Annotated in this window: 16 protein-coding genes; 11 read left to right on the top strand and 5 right to left on the bottom strand. The window is 65.2% G+C overall.

The annotated features are described in order from the left end of the window. The first annotated feature begins 1,156 nt into the window (after positions 1 to 1,156). From ACLARN_RS41035 to ACLARN_RS41005, 7 genes are all read left to right on the top strand, one after another. Positions 1,157 to 1,921 (top strand): hypothetical protein, encoded by a 765-nt coding sequence (locus ACLARN_RS41035; protein WP_409496885.1) that lies wholly within the window; start codon positions 1,157 to 1,159, stop codon positions 1,919 to 1,921. A gap of 43 nt (positions 1,922 to 1,964) precedes the next feature. Then, positions 1,965 to 2,330 carry a hypothetical protein gene (locus ACLARN_RS41030; RefSeq protein WP_409496884.1) on the top strand — a complete coding sequence of 122 codons (366 nt, stop codon included), beginning with the start codon at positions 1,965 to 1,967 and terminating at the stop codon, positions 2,328 to 2,330. A 146-nt stretch (positions 2,331 to 2,476) separates the two neighbouring features. Continuing rightward, the gene (locus ACLARN_RS41025) at positions 2,477 to 3,481 is read left to right on the top strand and encodes a DUF932 domain-containing protein (RefSeq protein WP_409496883.1); all 1,005 of its coding nucleotides are present in this window, start codon (positions 2,477 to 2,479) and stop codon (positions 3,479 to 3,481) included. 351 nt (positions 3,482 to 3,832) lie between these two features. After that, a complete protein-coding gene (locus tag ACLARN_RS41020) occupies positions 3,833 to 4,231 on the top strand; it encodes a hypothetical protein (protein WP_409496882.1) in 399 nt (132 codons plus the stop codon). 74 nt (positions 4,232 to 4,305) lie between these two features. Further along, on the top strand, positions 4,306 to 5,358 hold the full coding sequence (locus ACLARN_RS41015) for a DUF3560 domain-containing protein (protein ID WP_409496881.1): 1,053 nt from the start codon (positions 4,306 to 4,308) through the stop codon (positions 5,356 to 5,358). Between the two features lie 156 nt (positions 5,359 to 5,514). Next, a complete protein-coding gene (locus ACLARN_RS41010) occupies positions 5,515 to 6,021 on the top strand; it encodes a hypothetical protein (RefSeq protein WP_409496880.1) in 507 nt (168 codons plus the stop codon). A 27-nt stretch (positions 6,022 to 6,048) separates the two neighbouring features. Continuing rightward, the gene (locus ACLARN_RS41005; protein WP_409496879.1) at positions 6,049 to 6,759 is read left to right on the top strand and encodes a hypothetical protein; all 711 of its coding nucleotides are present in this window, start codon (positions 6,049 to 6,051) and stop codon (positions 6,757 to 6,759) included. Between the two features lie 337 nt (positions 6,760 to 7,096). Here ACLARN_RS41005 and ACLARN_RS41000 read toward each other — a convergent pair whose 3' ends face one another. Continuing rightward, positions 7,097 to 8,101: a LacI family DNA-binding transcriptional regulator gene (locus tag ACLARN_RS41000; protein ID WP_409496878.1), complete on the bottom strand. Its 1,005-nt coding sequence runs from the start codon at positions 8,099 to 8,101 to the stop codon at positions 7,097 to 7,099. Positions 8,102 to 8,253: 152 nt separating this feature from the next. Between ACLARN_RS41000 and ACLARN_RS40995 the strand changes: the two genes are divergently transcribed. Genes ACLARN_RS40995 through ACLARN_RS40980 form a run of 4 tightly spaced genes read left to right on the top strand, consistent with a single transcriptional unit; the run spans position 8,254 to position 12,140 of the window. Next, on the top strand, positions 8,254 to 9,006 hold the full coding sequence (locus tag ACLARN_RS40995) for a glutamine amidotransferase (RefSeq protein WP_409496877.1): 753 nt from the start codon (positions 8,254 to 8,256) through the stop codon (positions 9,004 to 9,006). Continuing rightward, on the top strand, positions 9,003 to 9,986 hold the full coding sequence (locus ACLARN_RS40990) for a DMT family transporter (RefSeq protein ID WP_409496876.1): 984 nt from the start codon (positions 9,003 to 9,005) through the stop codon (positions 9,984 to 9,986). Before ACLARN_RS40995 ends, ACLARN_RS40990 begins: the two co-directional genes overlap by 4 nt. Further along, positions 9,983 to 11,047: a phosphotriesterase gene (locus tag ACLARN_RS40985; protein WP_409496875.1), complete on the top strand. Its 1,065-nt coding sequence runs from the start codon at positions 9,983 to 9,985 to the stop codon at positions 11,045 to 11,047. Before ACLARN_RS40990 ends, ACLARN_RS40985 begins: the two co-directional genes overlap by 4 nt. Positions 11,048 to 11,096: 49 nt before the next feature. After that, the gene (locus ACLARN_RS40980; RefSeq protein WP_409496874.1) at positions 11,097 to 12,140 is read left to right on the top strand and encodes a ParB N-terminal domain-containing protein; all 1,044 of its coding nucleotides are present in this window, start codon (positions 11,097 to 11,099) and stop codon (positions 12,138 to 12,140) included. A gap of 81 nt (positions 12,141 to 12,221) precedes the next feature. Here ACLARN_RS40980 and ACLARN_RS40975 read toward each other — a convergent pair whose 3' ends face one another. The 4 genes from ACLARN_RS40975 to ACLARN_RS40960 form a co-directional block, all read right to left on the bottom strand. Beyond that, complete coding sequence (locus ACLARN_RS40975) at positions 12,222 to 13,925, bottom strand: carbamoyltransferase N-terminal domain-containing protein (RefSeq protein WP_409496873.1); 1,704 nt, start codon at positions 13,923 to 13,925, stop codon at positions 12,222 to 12,224. Next, on the bottom strand, positions 13,922 to 14,722 hold the full coding sequence (locus tag ACLARN_RS40970) for an SDR family NAD(P)-dependent oxidoreductase (RefSeq protein WP_409496872.1): 801 nt from the start codon (positions 14,720 to 14,722) through the stop codon (positions 13,922 to 13,924). The genes ACLARN_RS40975 and ACLARN_RS40970 overlap by 4 nt, the downstream gene beginning before the upstream one ends. After that, a complete protein-coding gene (locus tag ACLARN_RS40965; protein WP_409496871.1) occupies positions 14,719 to 16,542 on the bottom strand; it encodes an anthranilate synthase family protein in 1,824 nt (607 codons plus the stop codon). Before ACLARN_RS40965 ends, ACLARN_RS40970 begins: the two co-directional genes overlap by 4 nt. Before the next feature lie 134 nt (positions 16,543 to 16,676). Further along, entirely contained in the window at positions 16,677 to 17,333 is a 657-nt protein-coding gene (locus tag ACLARN_RS40960) for an isochorismatase family protein (protein WP_409496870.1), read from the bottom strand. Positions 17,334 to 17,437 lie beyond the last annotated feature (104 nt).

The raw sequence follows: 17,437 nt of genomic DNA, 5'->3' as shown, positions 1-17,437 counted from the left end.
CGGGCGCTGGCTGGCGCTGTGCGGGTCGCGGGCGCGGGCGCTGGCTGGCGCTGTGCGGGTCGCGGGCGCGGGCGCTGGCTGGCGCTGTGCGGGTCGCGGGCGCGGGCGCTGGCTGGCGCTGTGCGGGCCTTCTCTTCCTCTGCGTCTTCCCTGCTTAAGGGCCCGACCGGCCCTGAGCAGCGAGGTCGACGCCGAAGGTAACGGCGAGATAACGGAACCCGCCTGAAGGTTGAAAGTGTCTAGGCAGTGTGTCAACCTAGACATGTAACCGAGACAGACCGGAGTGGATGGGACAGAGAAGGGCGTGAGGACCGGGACACGGCGTCCCGTGAGCGATCTCCTTCCTTTCTTTTCCTTAAAGGTTTGGTCGTTACGAACCATAAGACCCGCACAGCGCGGGCAGCGGCTTGGGCCGCGCGGACAGCAGCGAAACTGTGCAGGGCAGTAGTGGGGAACGACGCGTAGCCAAACGCGCATTTCTAGTCTGAGGTGCGTAGTAACTGCGCTTGCAGCCCCGTTATGTGAATCCCTTGCTATAGAGCGGAGTAGCGCGCATAAAAGGCATGCCTGCCAGGGGTGTGTCCCCAAGATAACTACATGGTGGTCTAGCACCGAAAAACGTCACAACGTGTGGGCGTCCGGATTGTGTAAAGCGGTTGCCGACATTGAACGACCCTCTCAAGCGCGTCGCGTTTTTGTCGTTCATAGCACGCTATGTCTTACGGGCATGGTTCCATGCGTTGTGCACTAGACATAACGGCTTCCCCTTTGGGGAGGTTCAGGGAATGCGCTACTGGCCGACCGGGCGCTATTGCTTGCGATTCCGCATTGCACGGACATAGAAGATGATCCCCTTTGCATGACTCGCGCCTGATGTGTCCACATTTCGGTCCGTACCAGTTCGCAACTGGCCTGAACCGCAAAAAACAGCATGCAACTACAACAAGATTGGAGAATCTGCCATGACTCGTAAGGACTTCAAAGAGATTGCGGATTCCGTACGTCGCGAAGTTGCCGCCGACGACGAACGAGAATCGCTCGCCGACGCCTTGTGTGCGTACTTCAAATCGGTAAACCCTCGATTCAACCGTGACCGTTTCTTTGCCGCATGCGGCCTGTAATACGTACTCATCCGCACCCGCTGGGAGTGTCCATCATGAACAACGTTGAAATTTCCCTGTCCGACGATGCGCACCTGTACTTCGGGCAGAATTTCCGCTACGGGGAATGGGACGGCGAAGACTGCGCCCGAGATAATGACTGGTCCGGTTTCGGATTCGTACTCGGATCGGGCGGTGACCCGCTGCCGATTCCTGGCGACTACCTCACCGGGCACCAGTGCGCCCATTTGGCGGACGTGTCCAATGGGCAAGCGGCAATGCGGCTCATGGAGGAGGCGGCACCAGGTAAAGCGGCAGAGTGGAACGGGCTTCTTGCCTACGACTACGGGGATTCCGCCGCGCGTGAGGCTGCTACCCGTATCGGTGACTCCCTCGCTGGATACCCCTTGCTCGACGACGAAGACCTGTCGGAACGGGAATCGGAGAATGCCGCGCGGGCGCTGGTCGATTCCTGCGATGTTCCGGAAGACGTCGCGGCCGACGTTGTGTCCGCGCTGAGCGATGACGGACAGGGCTTGTGCACCGACTGTCACGGCTGGGATATCGACCACATCATGTCCAATCTGGGCTATCGGGAATGCGCTGAATGTGACAAGTGGCTCGCGACAACGTTTGATGAGCCGCTGCATTACGACTGCGCCGAATACTACGCAGAAGGCGACTGCGAATGTATTTCCGTCATGGTTGACGGATACCGGCACGGTAATCACACCGTGACCATGTCCGACGTCCGCGAAACCCTGCGCGGTTGTGAACACTGCTACCCCATTGTTCACCCTTACGGCAAAAATGTTGCGTAGTGAACAAGTCAACCGCGCAACAATAATCGAGGGAGACGCGCCCGTGAATACCAAAAATCAACCCGCCGGACACGAGCGGGACCGACAGTATGTGATCTTCAGTGACTATGCAGACCTGCACGGAGTCCGGCGCGCCTATCAGGCACTGTCCATCCTCGGCGCCGACCACGAACTTATGGTGAGCCTGGTCGTTCGCTATCTCGCCGAATCAGGCCCGGATGGTCGTGAACAGTCCGGCGAAGAATCCGTATTCGCCTACGCTACCGAACACGGACACATACGGGTCGTTCTCCGGTGGCGCGGATTGTGGCGCGGGTTGGCGTTCTGTTCGGTCGAACCGGATGAAACCGAGTATGGCATCGGCATTTCACCGATGCCGAACGATGGCTTACGCAACGCGCCGTATTGAACCAAGCGGAAGAAACCATGAAGTCTCACTACGGCGACTAGGCACACCGTGTTGTGTCGTTTCGGTGCCGCGCGCGTTCGCGTGCGGACGCCGTGACCGCATAGCCGGTTTCCCGTATCACCTCCGATAACGAAAGTGGGTTCGTCATGTCCAAAGAAACCAGCGAATGGCTCAACAACAATGTTCTGATCGGGTTCACCGACAAGCGCGGGCACGCGTGGCACTACCGGGCTTCCGCGCAGGGCAGCGAGCCGAACCATTACCCCGGCGCTATCCCGGTCGCCGACGTGCAGCGCCGCCTATTCCACTGGACCGCCGAACCGGAACCGGTGCTCGTCTCGGGCAAGTTCGGTCTGCGCCGCGTGCCCAACAAGCAAGCCATTACCGCATCGGATACCGGGGACGTCCTCGGGATCTTCGCCGACGGGTACACCGTGCACCAGTACCAGGAATGGCTGCTCGACAAGGTCGGCACGCTCCTGGACGACGGTCTGTCGATCGGTTCCGCAGGCTTGCTGCGCGACCGCCGACAGGCATGGGTGAGCGTGGAAGTGCCCGAGAACATCACCACCCCGGAAGGCGTGGAGTTCCGGCCGAACCTGGTCGCCTGCACCAGCCACGACGGCAGCCTGGCCACCACCTACAAGCGGACCGTGACGAACGTGGTGTGCGACAACACGATGGCGGCCGGTCTGCGCGAGTACGGCCAACAGTTCAAGGTCAAGCACTCCAAGAACGGCAAGTTCCGCATCGTGGAGGCCCGCGACGCGCTCGCGATGGTCCACACCGTGGCTGAGGAGTTTGCCGCCGAGGTCAAGGCGCTGTGCGAAACGACCGTGACCGACCAGGCATGGCGCGCCTTCCTGGACGCACACGCCCCGGTGCCCGAGGAGAAGGGCCGCGCCCGCACCACCGCGACGAACGAGCGGGCCGCGCTCACCCGGTTGTGGAACAGCGACAACCGAGTCAGCCCGTGGCGCGGCACCGCGTGGGGAGTGGTGCAGGCCATCAACACCTACACCCACCACGAAGCGATCGTGCGCAACGCCTCCCGCGCCGAACGCAACATGTCCCGCGCGGTGGACGGAAAAGCCGACGCACTCGATCAGGAAACCGTGACCACGCTCAGCAAAGTACTGGCTTCGGTCTGAAAGGACCGTCGCCGCTTCGGTGCCCGCGCGGCCATGCGCCGCGCGGGTGCCGTGGCCGCGAAATGGCCACAACCGGCGCCCGAACCAAATCTGGCGCACACAAAACCCCAACACAGGAAGGAAAACCACCCCATGGACATGCAGGCATTCACGGCAGCGATGGCGGAAGCGCTCGACGGGACATGGACGGTCGAACCGGGCCACCACGGTCACCGCGATCGATACCTCATCGGCCCAGATGGTGAACAGCTTCACGTGTGCTACTCCGACTGGGAGAAGACGCCACGGCTCAGGCTGTCTGCCAGCCTCCCGGCCAAACTGGCGACTATCCGGCACCGCCACGGAAACCCGGTGCCATCACACGAAATCACGGTGTCCCCGACCAAGACACCCGAAACCGTCGCCGCCGAGACTGCCCGGCGGCTGCTGCCCGGCTACCGGGTCACCCTCGCGGAAACCCGCGAGCTGAAACAACGACTCGATGACCAGGCCGCCGCGCGCGACCAGCTCGCGCACGCCATCGCGGACCCGCTCGGCGCGACCGTCCACACGCCCGGCCCCAGCCCGCTCGGCCACGATCCGCAGGAAGCCATCGTGCGCTACCAGGGGCCGCTGGCCGGCACCGCCAGGGTGCCCCGTAGCGGCGGACACGTGGCCTTCGCCTTCTCGGTCGCTCCGGGCGACGCCGCCCGTGTCGCTGCGTTCCTGGCGACATTCCCGCGAACGGTGGGTTGGGACCAGGGCCACTGACCCGCCCGTATTTCGGCGGACTGAACAAGACGGCCCGCACCACATGCGAAATGAAGTGAAGGAGGCGCATCGCCATGTCCCTAGGAACCCTGACAATCCACCACGACTACGACTCCGGCACCACCGTCGAGGGCACGACGAGGAACAGCCCCGCGCACCTGGCGCTCAAGGCTCATCCGTCCTGGAAATGGTCCCGCTACGCTGGGGCGTGGCTGCTGCGGTCCTCCCGGAACCGCCAGTCGAAGCCCTACGCCCTCGCCGACATCGAGCGGGTGCTCACCAACGCGGGCTACACCGTCACGCGCGACATCGACGACACGATGCCCAGCGTCGAGCAGCAGGAAACCGATCTCGCCGACCGGATGGACGACCGGGTCGACCGGCTCACCGAGCGCTCGGGTAAGCATCAGGCCAAGGCCGACGCCACGCGGGCGAAAGCCGACTACGTGTTCCACAACATCCCGATGGGCCAGCCCCTGCTGGTCGACCACTACAGCTACAAGGCCGACCGCAACCGTCGCGAGCGCGCGTGGAACAAGCTCGGCAAATCCATCAAGCAGGGTGAGTACGCCGACGAGCTGGCGCGCCGCGCCGAGACCGCGTCGCACCACATGGGTGCCCGCCACAACCCGGTGACCGTGGCCAATCGGATCGAGAAGCAGGAAGCCGACCGTCGGCGTCTTCAGCGGGAACTCGACGGCGAACCGGGCTGGGTGACCGAGACCGACGAGCACGGCCAGCCGCGGCACCGCTGGGGAATCCAGCACCCCGGCGAGGAACGCGCGGTCTACCTGCGGCGCGAAATCACCACCCTCACCGAGCAGATCGACTACTGGAAGGGCGTCTACACCCAGCTCCAGGCTGAGGGAAAGGCGTCCACGCTGGGGCCGGACACCGTGAGCAAGGGCGACTGGGTGCTCTGCAACAGCATGTGGATGCGGGTACGGCGGGTCAACAAGAAGTCGGTAACCGTGCCGAACCCGGTCTTCCCACCGCCACGGCCGGGAGAGAAAGAGGCCACCTGGACCGTCGCCTGGCACAAGCTGCGCGGCCACCGCACCACTGAGCAGATGCCGCCGGAGGTCGTCACGGCGTACGAGGAGCCAGGCACCGACCGGATCAACTGATGCACGTACTCCGGACCCCGACCCATCGACGAAATATGGGCCACCGCGCACGCAGGCGCGCATCTAATCATTTCATTCCCAAGAGTAAGGGAAATCGCCATGAAAACCGCAATCATCGTAACCCCGGCCACTCGACTCAACTGCGGACACAATCCGGTGCCCGATGGAATCGGCACCGGATTCGCGACCGACTCCGCCACGGGCGCGACCGCCTGCTACGCCTGCGCCGACGAACGACAGCGCGACGCACTCAACCACGCGACCCGCTTCGCCGCCTACGTCGCCTGCGACAGCGCCACGGTCACGACCTGGTCAGGCGGGCATCTCGCCACCATCGACCCGGCAGACCGGCACCAGGCTGGCGAACGAGCCACCACGCCCACCGGGCACCGCTGCACCCGCTTCACCTGGCACGCCACCGACGGCGACGGCGGCAGATGGTTCGGCGTCAACGGTGGACCGGGCCTCGTGGTCTTCCTCCGCCGACTCCGGGTGTGCGCCTGGCAAACCGAATTCGGCGACGGTCGCCCGCCGCGCTACTGCCACCGGCGCGCAACCCGGCAGGCCAGCGGCGCACCGCACACCCTCTACTGCCGCCAGCACGCCGGTATGGCGCGAGATCTCTACGCCTGGACCACCCAGCCGATCACAACCACCCGATAACCCCTTTGCGCAAGGAAAGGATCTGCCATGTCCACACCGAATCTCACCGCGACCGAAGGTGAGGTGTACGTCGCCCTCGCCGACACCACACAGGTGTTCCCGGCGACCATCGAAGACGAGCGTTGGAACGGATTCGCTGTGCCCCGGTTCCGGCGCACTGTCGCCGAGTCAATTGCCTTGTGGCTCAACACGATGCACGACCACGATCCCGAAGAATGGCCCGACACCGCCACTTTCGACGGCGACGTTTTGACGGTCCTGGAAACCGAAGAGCACAGGCCGGATCGGATCGAGCCGGACGAGAACAACCGCTACGCGATCGGCTATCGCGGGTGGTGCTGGGAACTCACCGCTCCGCCAGCCGATCCGCAGGCTGATGCCGGTCTGCTGGCCGACTCCGCCCGGCTCGTGCCCGAGGACGGCGAAATCCTGGTCACGATCAACATCGACGGTACGGACCCCGTCTTTCCTGCGCTTGCCTCGGAGATCTATGGGTGGAGCAGGGCTGGATGCCCGCGCTTCCGGCGCACCGTGGCCGAGTCGGTCGTCGCCTGGATCAGCGACACCGCCCGCAAGTACCCGGAGGGATCTGACCTCGCCTACTGGGACGGCGACACGATCGTCATGGTCGACCACCAGGCCATCGGCGAAGACGGATACCTGCCTGCCCGGATCACCGCCGCCGCCGACGGCCGCTACTCGATCGGCGCCACCTTTGAGTGGGAGCGCGCCGACTGACCGGACCTGGTGGCCGACCACGATGCCGGATGGACCGGCCATCGCGGACAGTGGGGCATCCCTGACGGCACCCACCGGCTTTTCACAAGCTACGCCTTCAACCGTGCGGCTGTGCCGCGCAGATGACAGATCGAACTACGGCGGAAACAAGGGAAAGCCATACATGCCAACTCAAATCGCGTACGTCCACTCGGGCCTGTCGCTATCGACGAACTAGACCCGGCAATGTTTGCACGTGGCAGTGACCCGGGACACCCGCCATCAACGCCTATGCCGCGCAGGCCCGCGGGGGTTATGAGCCCCTTATATCGACCGTTCCCCGTTCCCTTTGGTGGCCTTACCGTGGCCGGGCAGCAGAACCTCTCACGACCAGCTGCAGTGGGAACTTCCTCACAATGCGCTCGTGCTCTGGGGATTCGATTCGAGTCTGGACGATGTCGATGGCTGAGCGCGCCAGGTCGGCGACCGGTTGTTGCAACGTGGTCAACCGCGGACGTAGCCACTCGCCGACGCCGATCCCGTCGCAGCCGACTATTGAAAGGTCATCTGGAATGCGGATCCCATGGAGTTCGGCGGCAGATAGCATGCCGACCGCAACGATATCGCTGCCGACGAACACGGCGCTGGGAGCTTTGCCAGAGTGCACGAGGTGGGGGAACGTGCTGGCGCCGAACTGCTCGGTGTACGGGCCGTGGAGGACGAGGTCTTCGTGCACGTCCAGGCCGGCGTCTGCCATCGCGTCTCGGTAGCCGCGAGCGCGGTCTCGCGTGGTCGAGAGTTCGGCCGGGCCGGCGACGTGCGCAATCCGGCGATGGCCGAGCTGGGCGAGGTAGGCCGTGGCCTGGTAGGCGCCTCCGTAGTTGTCGACGGAGATAGTGTCTGCCGTTGAAGTGCCCGAAATCTCCTCGTCGAGGACGACGACGGGTAGGCCGTTGCCGATAGCCCGCGCGAGAGCCTCGTTCTCGCGATGCATTCCAACGTAGATCAGGCCGTCGATGACATCGCTGTCGGCGACAAAGTCACTCAAGGTGGCCTCACGTCGAGCCTGGAGACCGCTGACCCCGACGAGCAACGAGACGTTGCTGGCGGCTGCGGCGGCTGCGGCGGCTTCGGTCAACTCGGCGAAGAACGGGTTGATCAGCTCGGGAACTGCCATAGCGATCACCGGGTTCTGCGGCGGATTCCGATCGCACGCCGGCGTGGTTACCTCGTACTTGAGCTCGCGAACCGCCTCGTCGATGCGTGCCGCGGTGTCCGGGTTGACCTTCAGCTGTCCACGCAGGTAGCGGGACACGGTCGAAACGGACACGTTAGCACGTTGCGCAACGTGGGCCAGCGTCATCGGTGCACCTCCTTCCGGTGTTGTGACCTGCAATAAGTAACATCCTGACGCCATTTATAACAGCCAAGTTCACCCGAGGTGCCGTTGACGCCACGCAACGCGTTTGCCTACGATTGCGCAACAGAGATGATCTTTGTGGACGGGGGCTGGGAATGGCTCGGGTGCTCCTCGCCGGTGAGTCGTGGATCAACGTCGCGACCGACATCAAGGGATACGACTCCTTCCCACACGCTCAGCTCACCGTAGGCGCGCAAGCCCTGGTCCAAGCCCTGAAAGAGGAGGGGCACTTCGTCGTGCACCTAGGCTCTCACGCTGTCGCGGCCGACTTCCCGGAGACGCTCGACAAGCTCGGGGCTTATGACGTGGTGATCCTTTCCGACATCGGCGCCAACTCCCTCCTTCTACACCCTCAGGTAGTCGAGGCAGGACGACCGTTCCCCAACCGGTTGAAGCTCCTGGCGGAGTGGGTCCGGGCGGGCGGTGGGCTGGCGATGGCCGGCGGATACCTGAGTTTCCAGGGTTTCCAGGCGAAAGCGGCCTACCACGCAACGCCGATCGAAGCTGTCCTTCCGGTCCGGATCTCCCCTTACGACGACCGGGTCGAATGCCCCGAAGGTGTATCGGGAGAGCTGACCGGCGAGGATCATCCGATCACCGCTGGGCTCGAGCACACGTGGCCGATCCTGCTCGGCTACCAGCGGCTGGTCGCCAGACCGGACGCCCGCGTGCTCGCCAGGGTAGGTGCCGACCCGTTGCTGGCCGTGAGCACGGTGGGCGAGGGACGTTCCCTGGCGTTCGCCTCGGATGTCTCACCGCATTGGGCCCCGGCCGAGTTCATGGAGTGGAAAGGCTATCGACGGCTCTTCGGCCAGGCCGTCGCCTGGCTGGCCGGGGACGACCGGTGACGGCTCAGGTCACACCCAGTGCACGGCGGACATCGCGTGCGGCCACAGCGCTGCTGGTCGTCGCCACCGTCCTGGCGGGGACCCTGAGCCCGCTCCAGTCGCTGGTCAACGGTGAGCTCGGCACAACCATCGACGACGGGAACAGCGCCGCGGTCATCTCGTTCGGCTCGGGCCTGGTGATTGTTGTGCTTCTCGTCTCCGCTCGTCCTGTCACCCGTCGCCAGGCGCGCGACCTTCCACGGCTGATCCGCAGCGGCGGACTCGGCTGGTGGAACTACCTCGCGGGCCTGTGCGGAGCGGCTGTCGTGCTGTCCGAGGGCGTCACCGTCGGCGTACTCGGCGTGGCAGTCTTCCAGATCACATTGATCTCCGGGCTGGTCATCTCAGGGGTGATCTGCGACCGTGTCGGGATCGGCGGCGTGGCCAAGCAGCCGATCTCGTTTGCCCGGCTGGCGGGAGCTGTCCTCGCGGTCGGTGCGACAGTCTTGGTCGTCGCACCCGGCATGCACGTCGCCGGAGGTGTGGCCCTGGCGGTGCTGCCGTTCGCCGCCGGGTTGCTGGCAGGCTGGCAACCGGCTGGGAACGCGGCCGTCGCCCAGGCGACGGGATCGATGCTGGTGTCCGTCGGGTTCAACTTCTTGGTCGGGTTCGTGGTGCTCCTGGCAGGTCTCGCCGTCCGCTTGAGCCTCGGCATCGGTCACTTCGCGCTACCGGCCACATGGTGGCTGTACACGGGCGGGGCCCTCGGGTTGCTTTCCATTGGGTTCATGGCGTTGCTGGTTCGCGGCTTGGGGCTGCTGCTGTTGGGCCTCGCCTCGGTCGCCGGGCAGCTCGTGGGGTCACTTGCGCTCGATGCCATCAGTCCATCGCTCGGCGAACCCGTGCACCTGGTTACCGTCATTGGCACGGTCATCGCCCTTGTCGCGGCAGGGACCGCCATGCTCCCGTCTCGCACCTCTGAACCAGAGGGAAAGCCATGATCGACGCGGTGCCCGGCGTTCAGACGGTGACCGGGCCGGTGCCCGCGGCGCAGCTTGGTGTGGTGCTTCCACACGAGCACCTTTTCAATGATCTGTCGGCCGTACTCGACCCGCCGACTCACGGGTTCAGTCGGCAGCTACTCGATCGCCCGGTCTCGGCGTTCATGGCCTGGGCACTGCGCCAGGATCCGTACTGCTGCGCCGACAACGTCGGCCCCAAGGGCTTCGAAGACGTGCTTGGTGAACTCGAGGTCTTCCGGAGGTTCGGTGGCGGGACGATCGTCGATGTCACGCCCAGCCCGGCGATCGGGCGTGATCCCGGTTCGCTGCGCCGGCTGTCCGAACGCTCCGGCATCACGATCGTCATGGGATGCGGCGCATACCTGGAGAAGTTCGAAGCGAGCCGCATCGGGTGCTCCGTAGACGTTCAGGCTTCGGCCATCGACTATGAGCTGACCCACGGGGTGGGACGAGATCAGGTGCGCCCCGGGATCATCGGCGAGATCGGGGTTTCCCCGCGCTTCACCGACGCGGAGCGTGCTTCGCTACGCGCAGCAGCACTGGCGCAGCTCAACCATCCCAAGGTTCCGCTGATGGTCCACCTTCCTAGTTGGCTCCGGCTCGGTCATGCCGTGCTGGACGTGGTCGTCGACGAGATCGGTGTGCCACCTGACCGCGTGGTGCTCGCGCATATGGACTGCTCCGGTGACGATCCCGGCTACCAGGTTTCGCTCGCCGATCGTGGGGTGTGGCTCGAATTCGACATGATCGGCATGGACATCACGTTCCCCCGCGAGGGGGCCGCTCCGACCGCGGAGGCCACCGCGAGCGTCGTCTCGACCCTGGTGTCGGACGGCTACGGCTCCCAGCTCCTGATAAGTCATGACGTTTTCCTCAAACAGATGTGGACGAGAAACGGTGGCAACGGGTTCGCGTTTGTTCCGACGGTTTTCGCCGGGATGCTGGCGGCCAGAGGTGTCGAATCTGCCGTGATCGGTCAGCTGGTGAACGAAAATCCGGTCCGGATGCTGTCCGGTTGGCCGGGTGAAGGACCCGTGTGACTGAGCCGAGAGGCGAAGGCGCGCCGATGGGATGAATCGGGGAGGATTCATGGAGGACGAGACCGCGGAAGCCGCGGGGCAGGCCAGGAACGAGGGTGACGAGTGGTTCCGGTTGGGCGAGGTGCACGTTGTGCGGATCGCCGACCTGCATCCCGCAGATTCACCTCGTGTGGACGGCGTAGACGACGACCACGTGCGAGCCCTGACACAGTTCGGGGCCTCGCTGCCACCCATCGTGGTCCACCGGTCCACCATGCGGGTGATTGACGGGATGCACCGGCTACGCGTGGCGGCTTCCAGCGGCTGGACGACAATCGAAGCCAGGTTCTTCGAAGGCACTGCAGACGACGCGTTCGTCGTGGCCGTGCAGTCGAACGCCAGGCACGGACTGCCGCTTTCCCGGGCTGATCGCGCGGCCGCGACCGCCAGGATCCTCGTTTCCCACCCTCAATGGTCGGACGTGACGATCGCTGAACGGGCCGGAGTATCCGACAAGACGGTCGCCGCGCTACGCAAACGCGCGGAGTTCGCGGTGCCCCGCGCGGAGGTCCGGGTGGGCCGGGACGGCAGAGTCCGACCGGTGGACCCTGCCGCGGGGCGGTTGCGGGCAGCCGAGTACCTCTCCGCAGAACCATCGGCGTCGATCCGGAAAGTCGCGGCGGCTGCGGGGATCACGCCGGCGACAGCGAAGGACGTCAAAGATCGCTTGCGGCGTGCCGAAAGTCCCCTTCCGCCGCGGTTGCGCACCGGGTTGCCGGAAGAGGGCCCGCCGGGAGGGGACAGCTCCGAGACGATGTCCTCGAACGTGACTCCTCTGCCCCAGCAGGTGACGGGGGTGCAGAACGACATCTTCGCTCAGCTGTCGCGGGACCCGTCTTTGCGGTTCACGGATGGCGGCCGCGCCATGCTGCGGCTCCTGCACCTGCACACGATTGACGAAGCCGGCTGGCGAACAGTGATCGACGGGGTGCCTGCGCACTGCAGTGGTGCGGTGGTGGAGGCGGCTCGTGCATGTGCGACCGCCTGGCGCCGGATCGCGGAGGAACTGGAGAGCCGCGAGTCAGGCCACAGCGGAGCCGCGGCGGCCCGGTGAGCTCCGGTGGGAGGCGACCGAGGGGGTCGCATCCCGCCGGGCCCGCCGGTCAACCTCGGAGTCTCCGAGCTCGAACTGTTCTCACCCGGTCTTGGTGTACAGGGTTCCCGCGCTCCACACGTGGTCCACCCGGCCCCAACGGATCGCCGACAGAACGTCGGGGAAGAATCCGCATCCGTTGAAGTTCGCACTGGTATTGCACAACACCGGGACTTTGCTGAGCCGGCGGTAGGTGCGGAGGATTTCGGCGAGGACTGCGTCCTCGGTGTCCGAGACGGTCTGCAGGCGGGCGCTACCGTCGAGGTGCACGACCGCCGGGATCCGCTCCCGCCACTCCGGACGGACGTCGTGGTCGAAGAGCATGTAGGGGTCGGGCGTACCTGGGGCGAACACCACCGGTGCCTCTTCCACGAGGCAGATGGGCGCGATTGGTCGGTAGTTCTCTCTTCCCTTCAGGGCGTTGAGCTTGTCCTGCATGGTGGGCGATATCGCCGGAGCGAGAATGCTGCGTCCACCCAGCGCACGCGGGCCTAGTTCGGCGCGGCCATCGAGCACTACGACAGGTTCGCCGGACTCGTGGAGCAGCGCGGCGAGTTCTGAAGGGCTGCAGGACGCCGCGGACCACCCAGTCGGCAGGTCACCGATCGGCTGCAGTCGCGGCCCGGAGCGCACATGCCAGGAAACGGCGCGGAGCCCGGAAGCACGGGCCATCGCCAGCGCCGCTCCGCCGATGGCCGATCCCGCGTCGTTGGGGAAGGGCGGAACCCACATCTCACCGACACAAGCGAGTGACCGGATTCGGCTGTTCCACTTGATGTTCAGCGCGCAGCCGCCGGCGAAGCAGAGGTTCTGCGGCGTCCCGCCACCGAGCTCGCCGAGGCGCTCGGTCAACCGCTGCGCGAGCAGCTGGGCGAAGAACTCGTGGATGCTAGCGAGCGCGTCGGCATCGGAATATCCGAGACCGGCGATGCCGGCGCGGACGGCGTCGAAGAACTCGTGCAACGGCGGCATCGACGGCTCGAAGAGGCTGCCGAAACCGCCCACCCGGCTGCGATAGGAACTCGCCTGGTCGTCGGAGCCGGTGAAGATCCGTTCGAACTCCCGGCCCAGCACGGTGATCACCGGTTCGCGGGGCTGGCCGAGCGCGATATACGCCATCAGCTTGCCCGCGACGGTCAGGTCGTCGACGTTGGGTGACTGGATCTGCCTCCGGAACGGCCCGAAGTGGTGGCCGGCGGTGGCGTAAACGTGACCTATCACGGGGAACAGCGCGCCGAGGTTCTCTACGCCCGTTGCCGGATCGGCCCGATACAGGCGTGGGAACAGCCCGCCGTCCCAGACAAGTACGAACGATGCCTCGACTCGGGCCGCGAAGGGGCTGGAGCAGTAGGCGCTGGCGACGTGGCCAGCCACGTGCTGGTGGCTGGAGTAGGCGTGGAAACGGCCGCCGAGCGGGAACTTGCCGGTCACGCTCGGCGCCAGGATATCCGGACACTGTTCCGATTCACGATACGGGCCTACCGCGAGCGTGACCGGCGCTCCGTGGCTGAGGACTTCGACCGTGCCGGGGCGGTCGCCGTCCCAGCCGTCGACGACCCACTCGTCCACATCAGACGGCTGGTAACCGAAGTCGGCGAGGATTTCGGCAACTATGTCGAGATCAGGGATTTCGCTGTACCTGGAACGGTTGTCCAGTTTTTCGATCTCCACGCTGAAAACGAGATCCCCGTCGTCGATCAGAGCCACGGACGCGTCGTGGGTGAGCTTGAGCCCGCATGTAATCACAGGTGGGTTCCTTTCCCCGTGCCGGCCGGTTCGGTTCGCGGAGGCGCGAAACTCAGGCCGAAGGGCTGGTCGGTGGGCATGATTTCGATCATGTTGATGTTCACTCGCGGAGGCCGGGACAGGCACCAGGCCACCGCTTCAGCGACGTCGTCGGCGTCCAATGGGGTGATCCCGCGGTAGGTCTCGCGGGCTCGTTCGTGGTCGCCGTCGTGACGGACCAGCGCGAACTCGGTCTCCGCCTTGCCCGGTGCGATACAGCTGACCCGCACGCCCGTTCCGTGGAGATCGGCTCGCATGTTGAGGGTCAGCTGGTGCACGAAGGCTTTGGTGGCGGCGTAGACGTTTCCACCGAGATAGGGGTAGTTACCCGCGATCGACCCGATGTTCACGACGTGGCCGGAGCCGCGTTCGACGAGGCGCGGCAGGAGCAGCTCGGTGACGTTGAGCAATCCGACGACGTTCGTTTCGATCATCTCGTGCCAGTTGCCCCAAACACCCGACTGGACGGGTTCGAACCCTTTCGAGAGGCCGGCGTTGTTGATCACTGCGGAGACGTCCCGAAAGTCCGCGGGGAGCCGATGGATCGAGCGGGCGAGTCCTTCCCTGTCTCGCACATCGACTTCGAGTGGGCAGACCGCCAAGGCCGGGTTCCTGGCGCAGAGGTCCTCCAACCGGTCGCGGCGGCGAGCGGCCGCGACGACGCGGTATCCCGAACCCGCAAGCAGTTCGGTGGTGCGCATCCCGAAACCCGACGACGCGCCGGACACGAAGACCACGCCAAGGTTTCCGTCGTTCATGGGGTGCTCCTAGACAACTTGGTGGCGCTTGAGCGGCCGGTTCGTGCGGGGCCGGGTGCCTTCCCTGCGATCAGGCGCACGAACCGGCCGAGGAACTCGTGGCCGTCCTTGCTCAGCACTGATTCCGGGTGGAACTGGAAGGAGCCCCAGTGCGGGCCGAGCAGGCCGTTCACCTCACCGGTCGACGGCTCGCTGCTGACCTGGAACCGATAGCCCGCGGCGGTTCTCCTACCGTCGTCAATCGCTACGAAGGTGTTGTAGAAACCCATTTCGAGGGGCCTCCCGAAGAACGTGACGTCCTTTTGCACGCCTTGGTTCGGGTTTTCCTTGCGGAGGACGGGCAGACCGAGCTGGGTGCAGAGCACTTGGTGACCGAGGCACACCGAGATGAACGGAAGATCGCCTACGAGCAGCGACCGCGTGAGCTGATGTATGGAACCGATGCGGGTATCGCCGACGTCCCGCGGGTCGCCCGGACCCGGGCCGACGATCACCAGGTCCGTGCCCGTCTTGGCGCGGGGATCCGACCAGCGGGTGATCTCAATGTCGAAGCCGAGCGCGGTGAGCTGGTGACCCATCATGTCGGTGAACGAGTCCTCGGCGTCGACGAGGCACACCCGCGGCGTGGGCAGGGAATCGCGTGCCGTGCTCCGAGCCGCCGGTTCGGCGAGCCAGAACGAGGACAGCCGGCGGCGGCGGCGTCGGAGCGCTGTGCGCACTCCTGGGTCCCCGGCCATGGCCGACGTTGGGAGCGGCCGATCCTTCTGCGGTGGCTCCTGTCCGCCGTCCAGAGCCGCGAGCAACCCTGCGACCTTCGACCGCGTTTCGGCCACTTCGGAGCGCGGCAGGGAGCCGCGGACGATCGTGGCGCCGACGCCGATCTCGACATCGCCGCGGCGCGAGATCTCGGCGGTGCGGATCATGATGCACGAGTCGAGCAGCGGCGCGGCGGCCGCGTCGCGGTCGAAGAGGGCCAGTGCCCCGCTGTAATACCGTCGTCCGGTTTTCTCGTGCCGCGTGATCGCGTCGAACGCACTCGCGAGCGGGCTGCCGGTCACCGTAGGTGCGAAAAGACTGCGCCGGAGGACTTCAGGCAGCGGGAGGGTGGTACGGCCGCGGAGAAGGAACTCGGTGTGCGCGAGCTTCCGCATTTCTTTGAGGAAAGGACCTTGCACGCTCGCCCCCTGTTCACAGATGCGGGACATCATCTTGAGTTCCTCGTCGACGACCATGAAGAGCTCGTCCGTCTCCTTCGAGTCGTCGAGGAAGGAGAGCAGACCGGCGAGATCGGGCCCATCCGGTGGGTGGCGGTACGTCCCGCTGATGGGGTTCATGGTGACGACACCGTCACGAGCGCTGATTTGTCGTTCCGGGGTCGCGCCGACGAGTGTCGATTCTGCTGTATGCACTAGGAACGTCCAGTAGGTTCCGCGTTCGCCGGTCAGGAGGCGGCGGAAGATTCCCAGTGCCCTTGCTACGCGGAAGTCGGCGATCCGGGCCGTGAGCGACCGCTTGACGACGAAGTTCGACCCTTGGCCGGTACCCACTTCGGCCCTGACGACGTCGGCGATCGTTTTCGCGTATTCGTCGTCGTCCTGGGCAAATCGGACGTCGGTCAGCCTGCCGGACGTTGCGGGCAGGCCTTCGACGGCTGTGGCCAGCGGGAGACACTCCCGGTGCGCAATGCGCAGGGCCAGAAGCCGTGCATCGTCGCGGTGACACGGGTGACCGAACTCGCCGATCACGTTGTAGGGCACCACGGCCAGCACGCTTCGCGGATCCTCGTGCACCAGGTTTGCCAAGTCGGCAAAGCCGGACACGGCCGAGACATTTCCCGCCAGGAGTTCGACTCTCGGAGAGGGATGTGCGTCAGGCCGGTGCAGAAGTGCGAAAGCGTCGTACCCGCGGTCGATCAAAGCGGCAGTGTCGGGCCATTCCCGTACGGCGGCAGCGTTCATGAAGCCGACTTCACTGGTGTGGCGAGCGAGTGGAGCACGGATTCGGTCGGCAGCACACAGGCCGAGCGTTCGGCGACGTAGCGCAGGGCCATCAGGTGATAGTCGGCGGTGAAGTCGGCCACGGCGTCCGCGACGAGGAAAGGTTGAATGTCGTGCGTGAAAGCGTCGATCGCGGTCACCATGCAGCCGACGTGAGCGTAGACACCGCAGATGACGAGCTGGTCTCGTCCTCGTTCCTCGAGGAACTCTCGCAGATTCGACCGGAAGAACGCGCTGTATCGCCATTTGGTGAACACCGTTTCGGAGTCCCGGGGCGTCAACGGGGCGACCATCGCACGATCAGCGTCCATAGAAGTCATCCCGGTACCCCAGAAATCCCTGAGAAGCCCGCGTTCCGCCGGGCTCATGTCGCCCGGTTGAGCGGTGAACGCGACGGGTATCCCGACGGACCTGCACTGGTTGACGAGGCGCGCACAGTGGTCGACCAATTCGACCACCGGCGATTTGCCTGCAGGAAAGAACCGAAGGAAATACTCCTGCATGTCGTGGACGAGGAGCACGGCGCGATCGGGATCGATCACCCAGTCGACGAGCTGGCGGGGCAGGTCCGACGGAGCCGGCATTTCGTATGCAGCAATCGAAGGAACGGTCATCAAAACCTCGTCCGGGAGTGTTGCGGGCGGGTACTGGCGGATGTCACTTCGTGAGAAGGCCTGCCAGTTCGTGAATGATCGGCGTGGACGCTACGTACGGTCGG

Origin of the sequence: Amycolatopsis sp. cmx-11-12 (assembly GCF_046269425.1) — a bacterium.
GTDB lineage: Bacteria > Actinomycetota > Actinomycetes > Mycobacteriales > Pseudonocardiaceae > Amycolatopsis.
The sequence above is the reverse complement of the archived record's forward strand: the minus strand, read 5'-3'. Positions and strand labels throughout refer to the sequence as shown.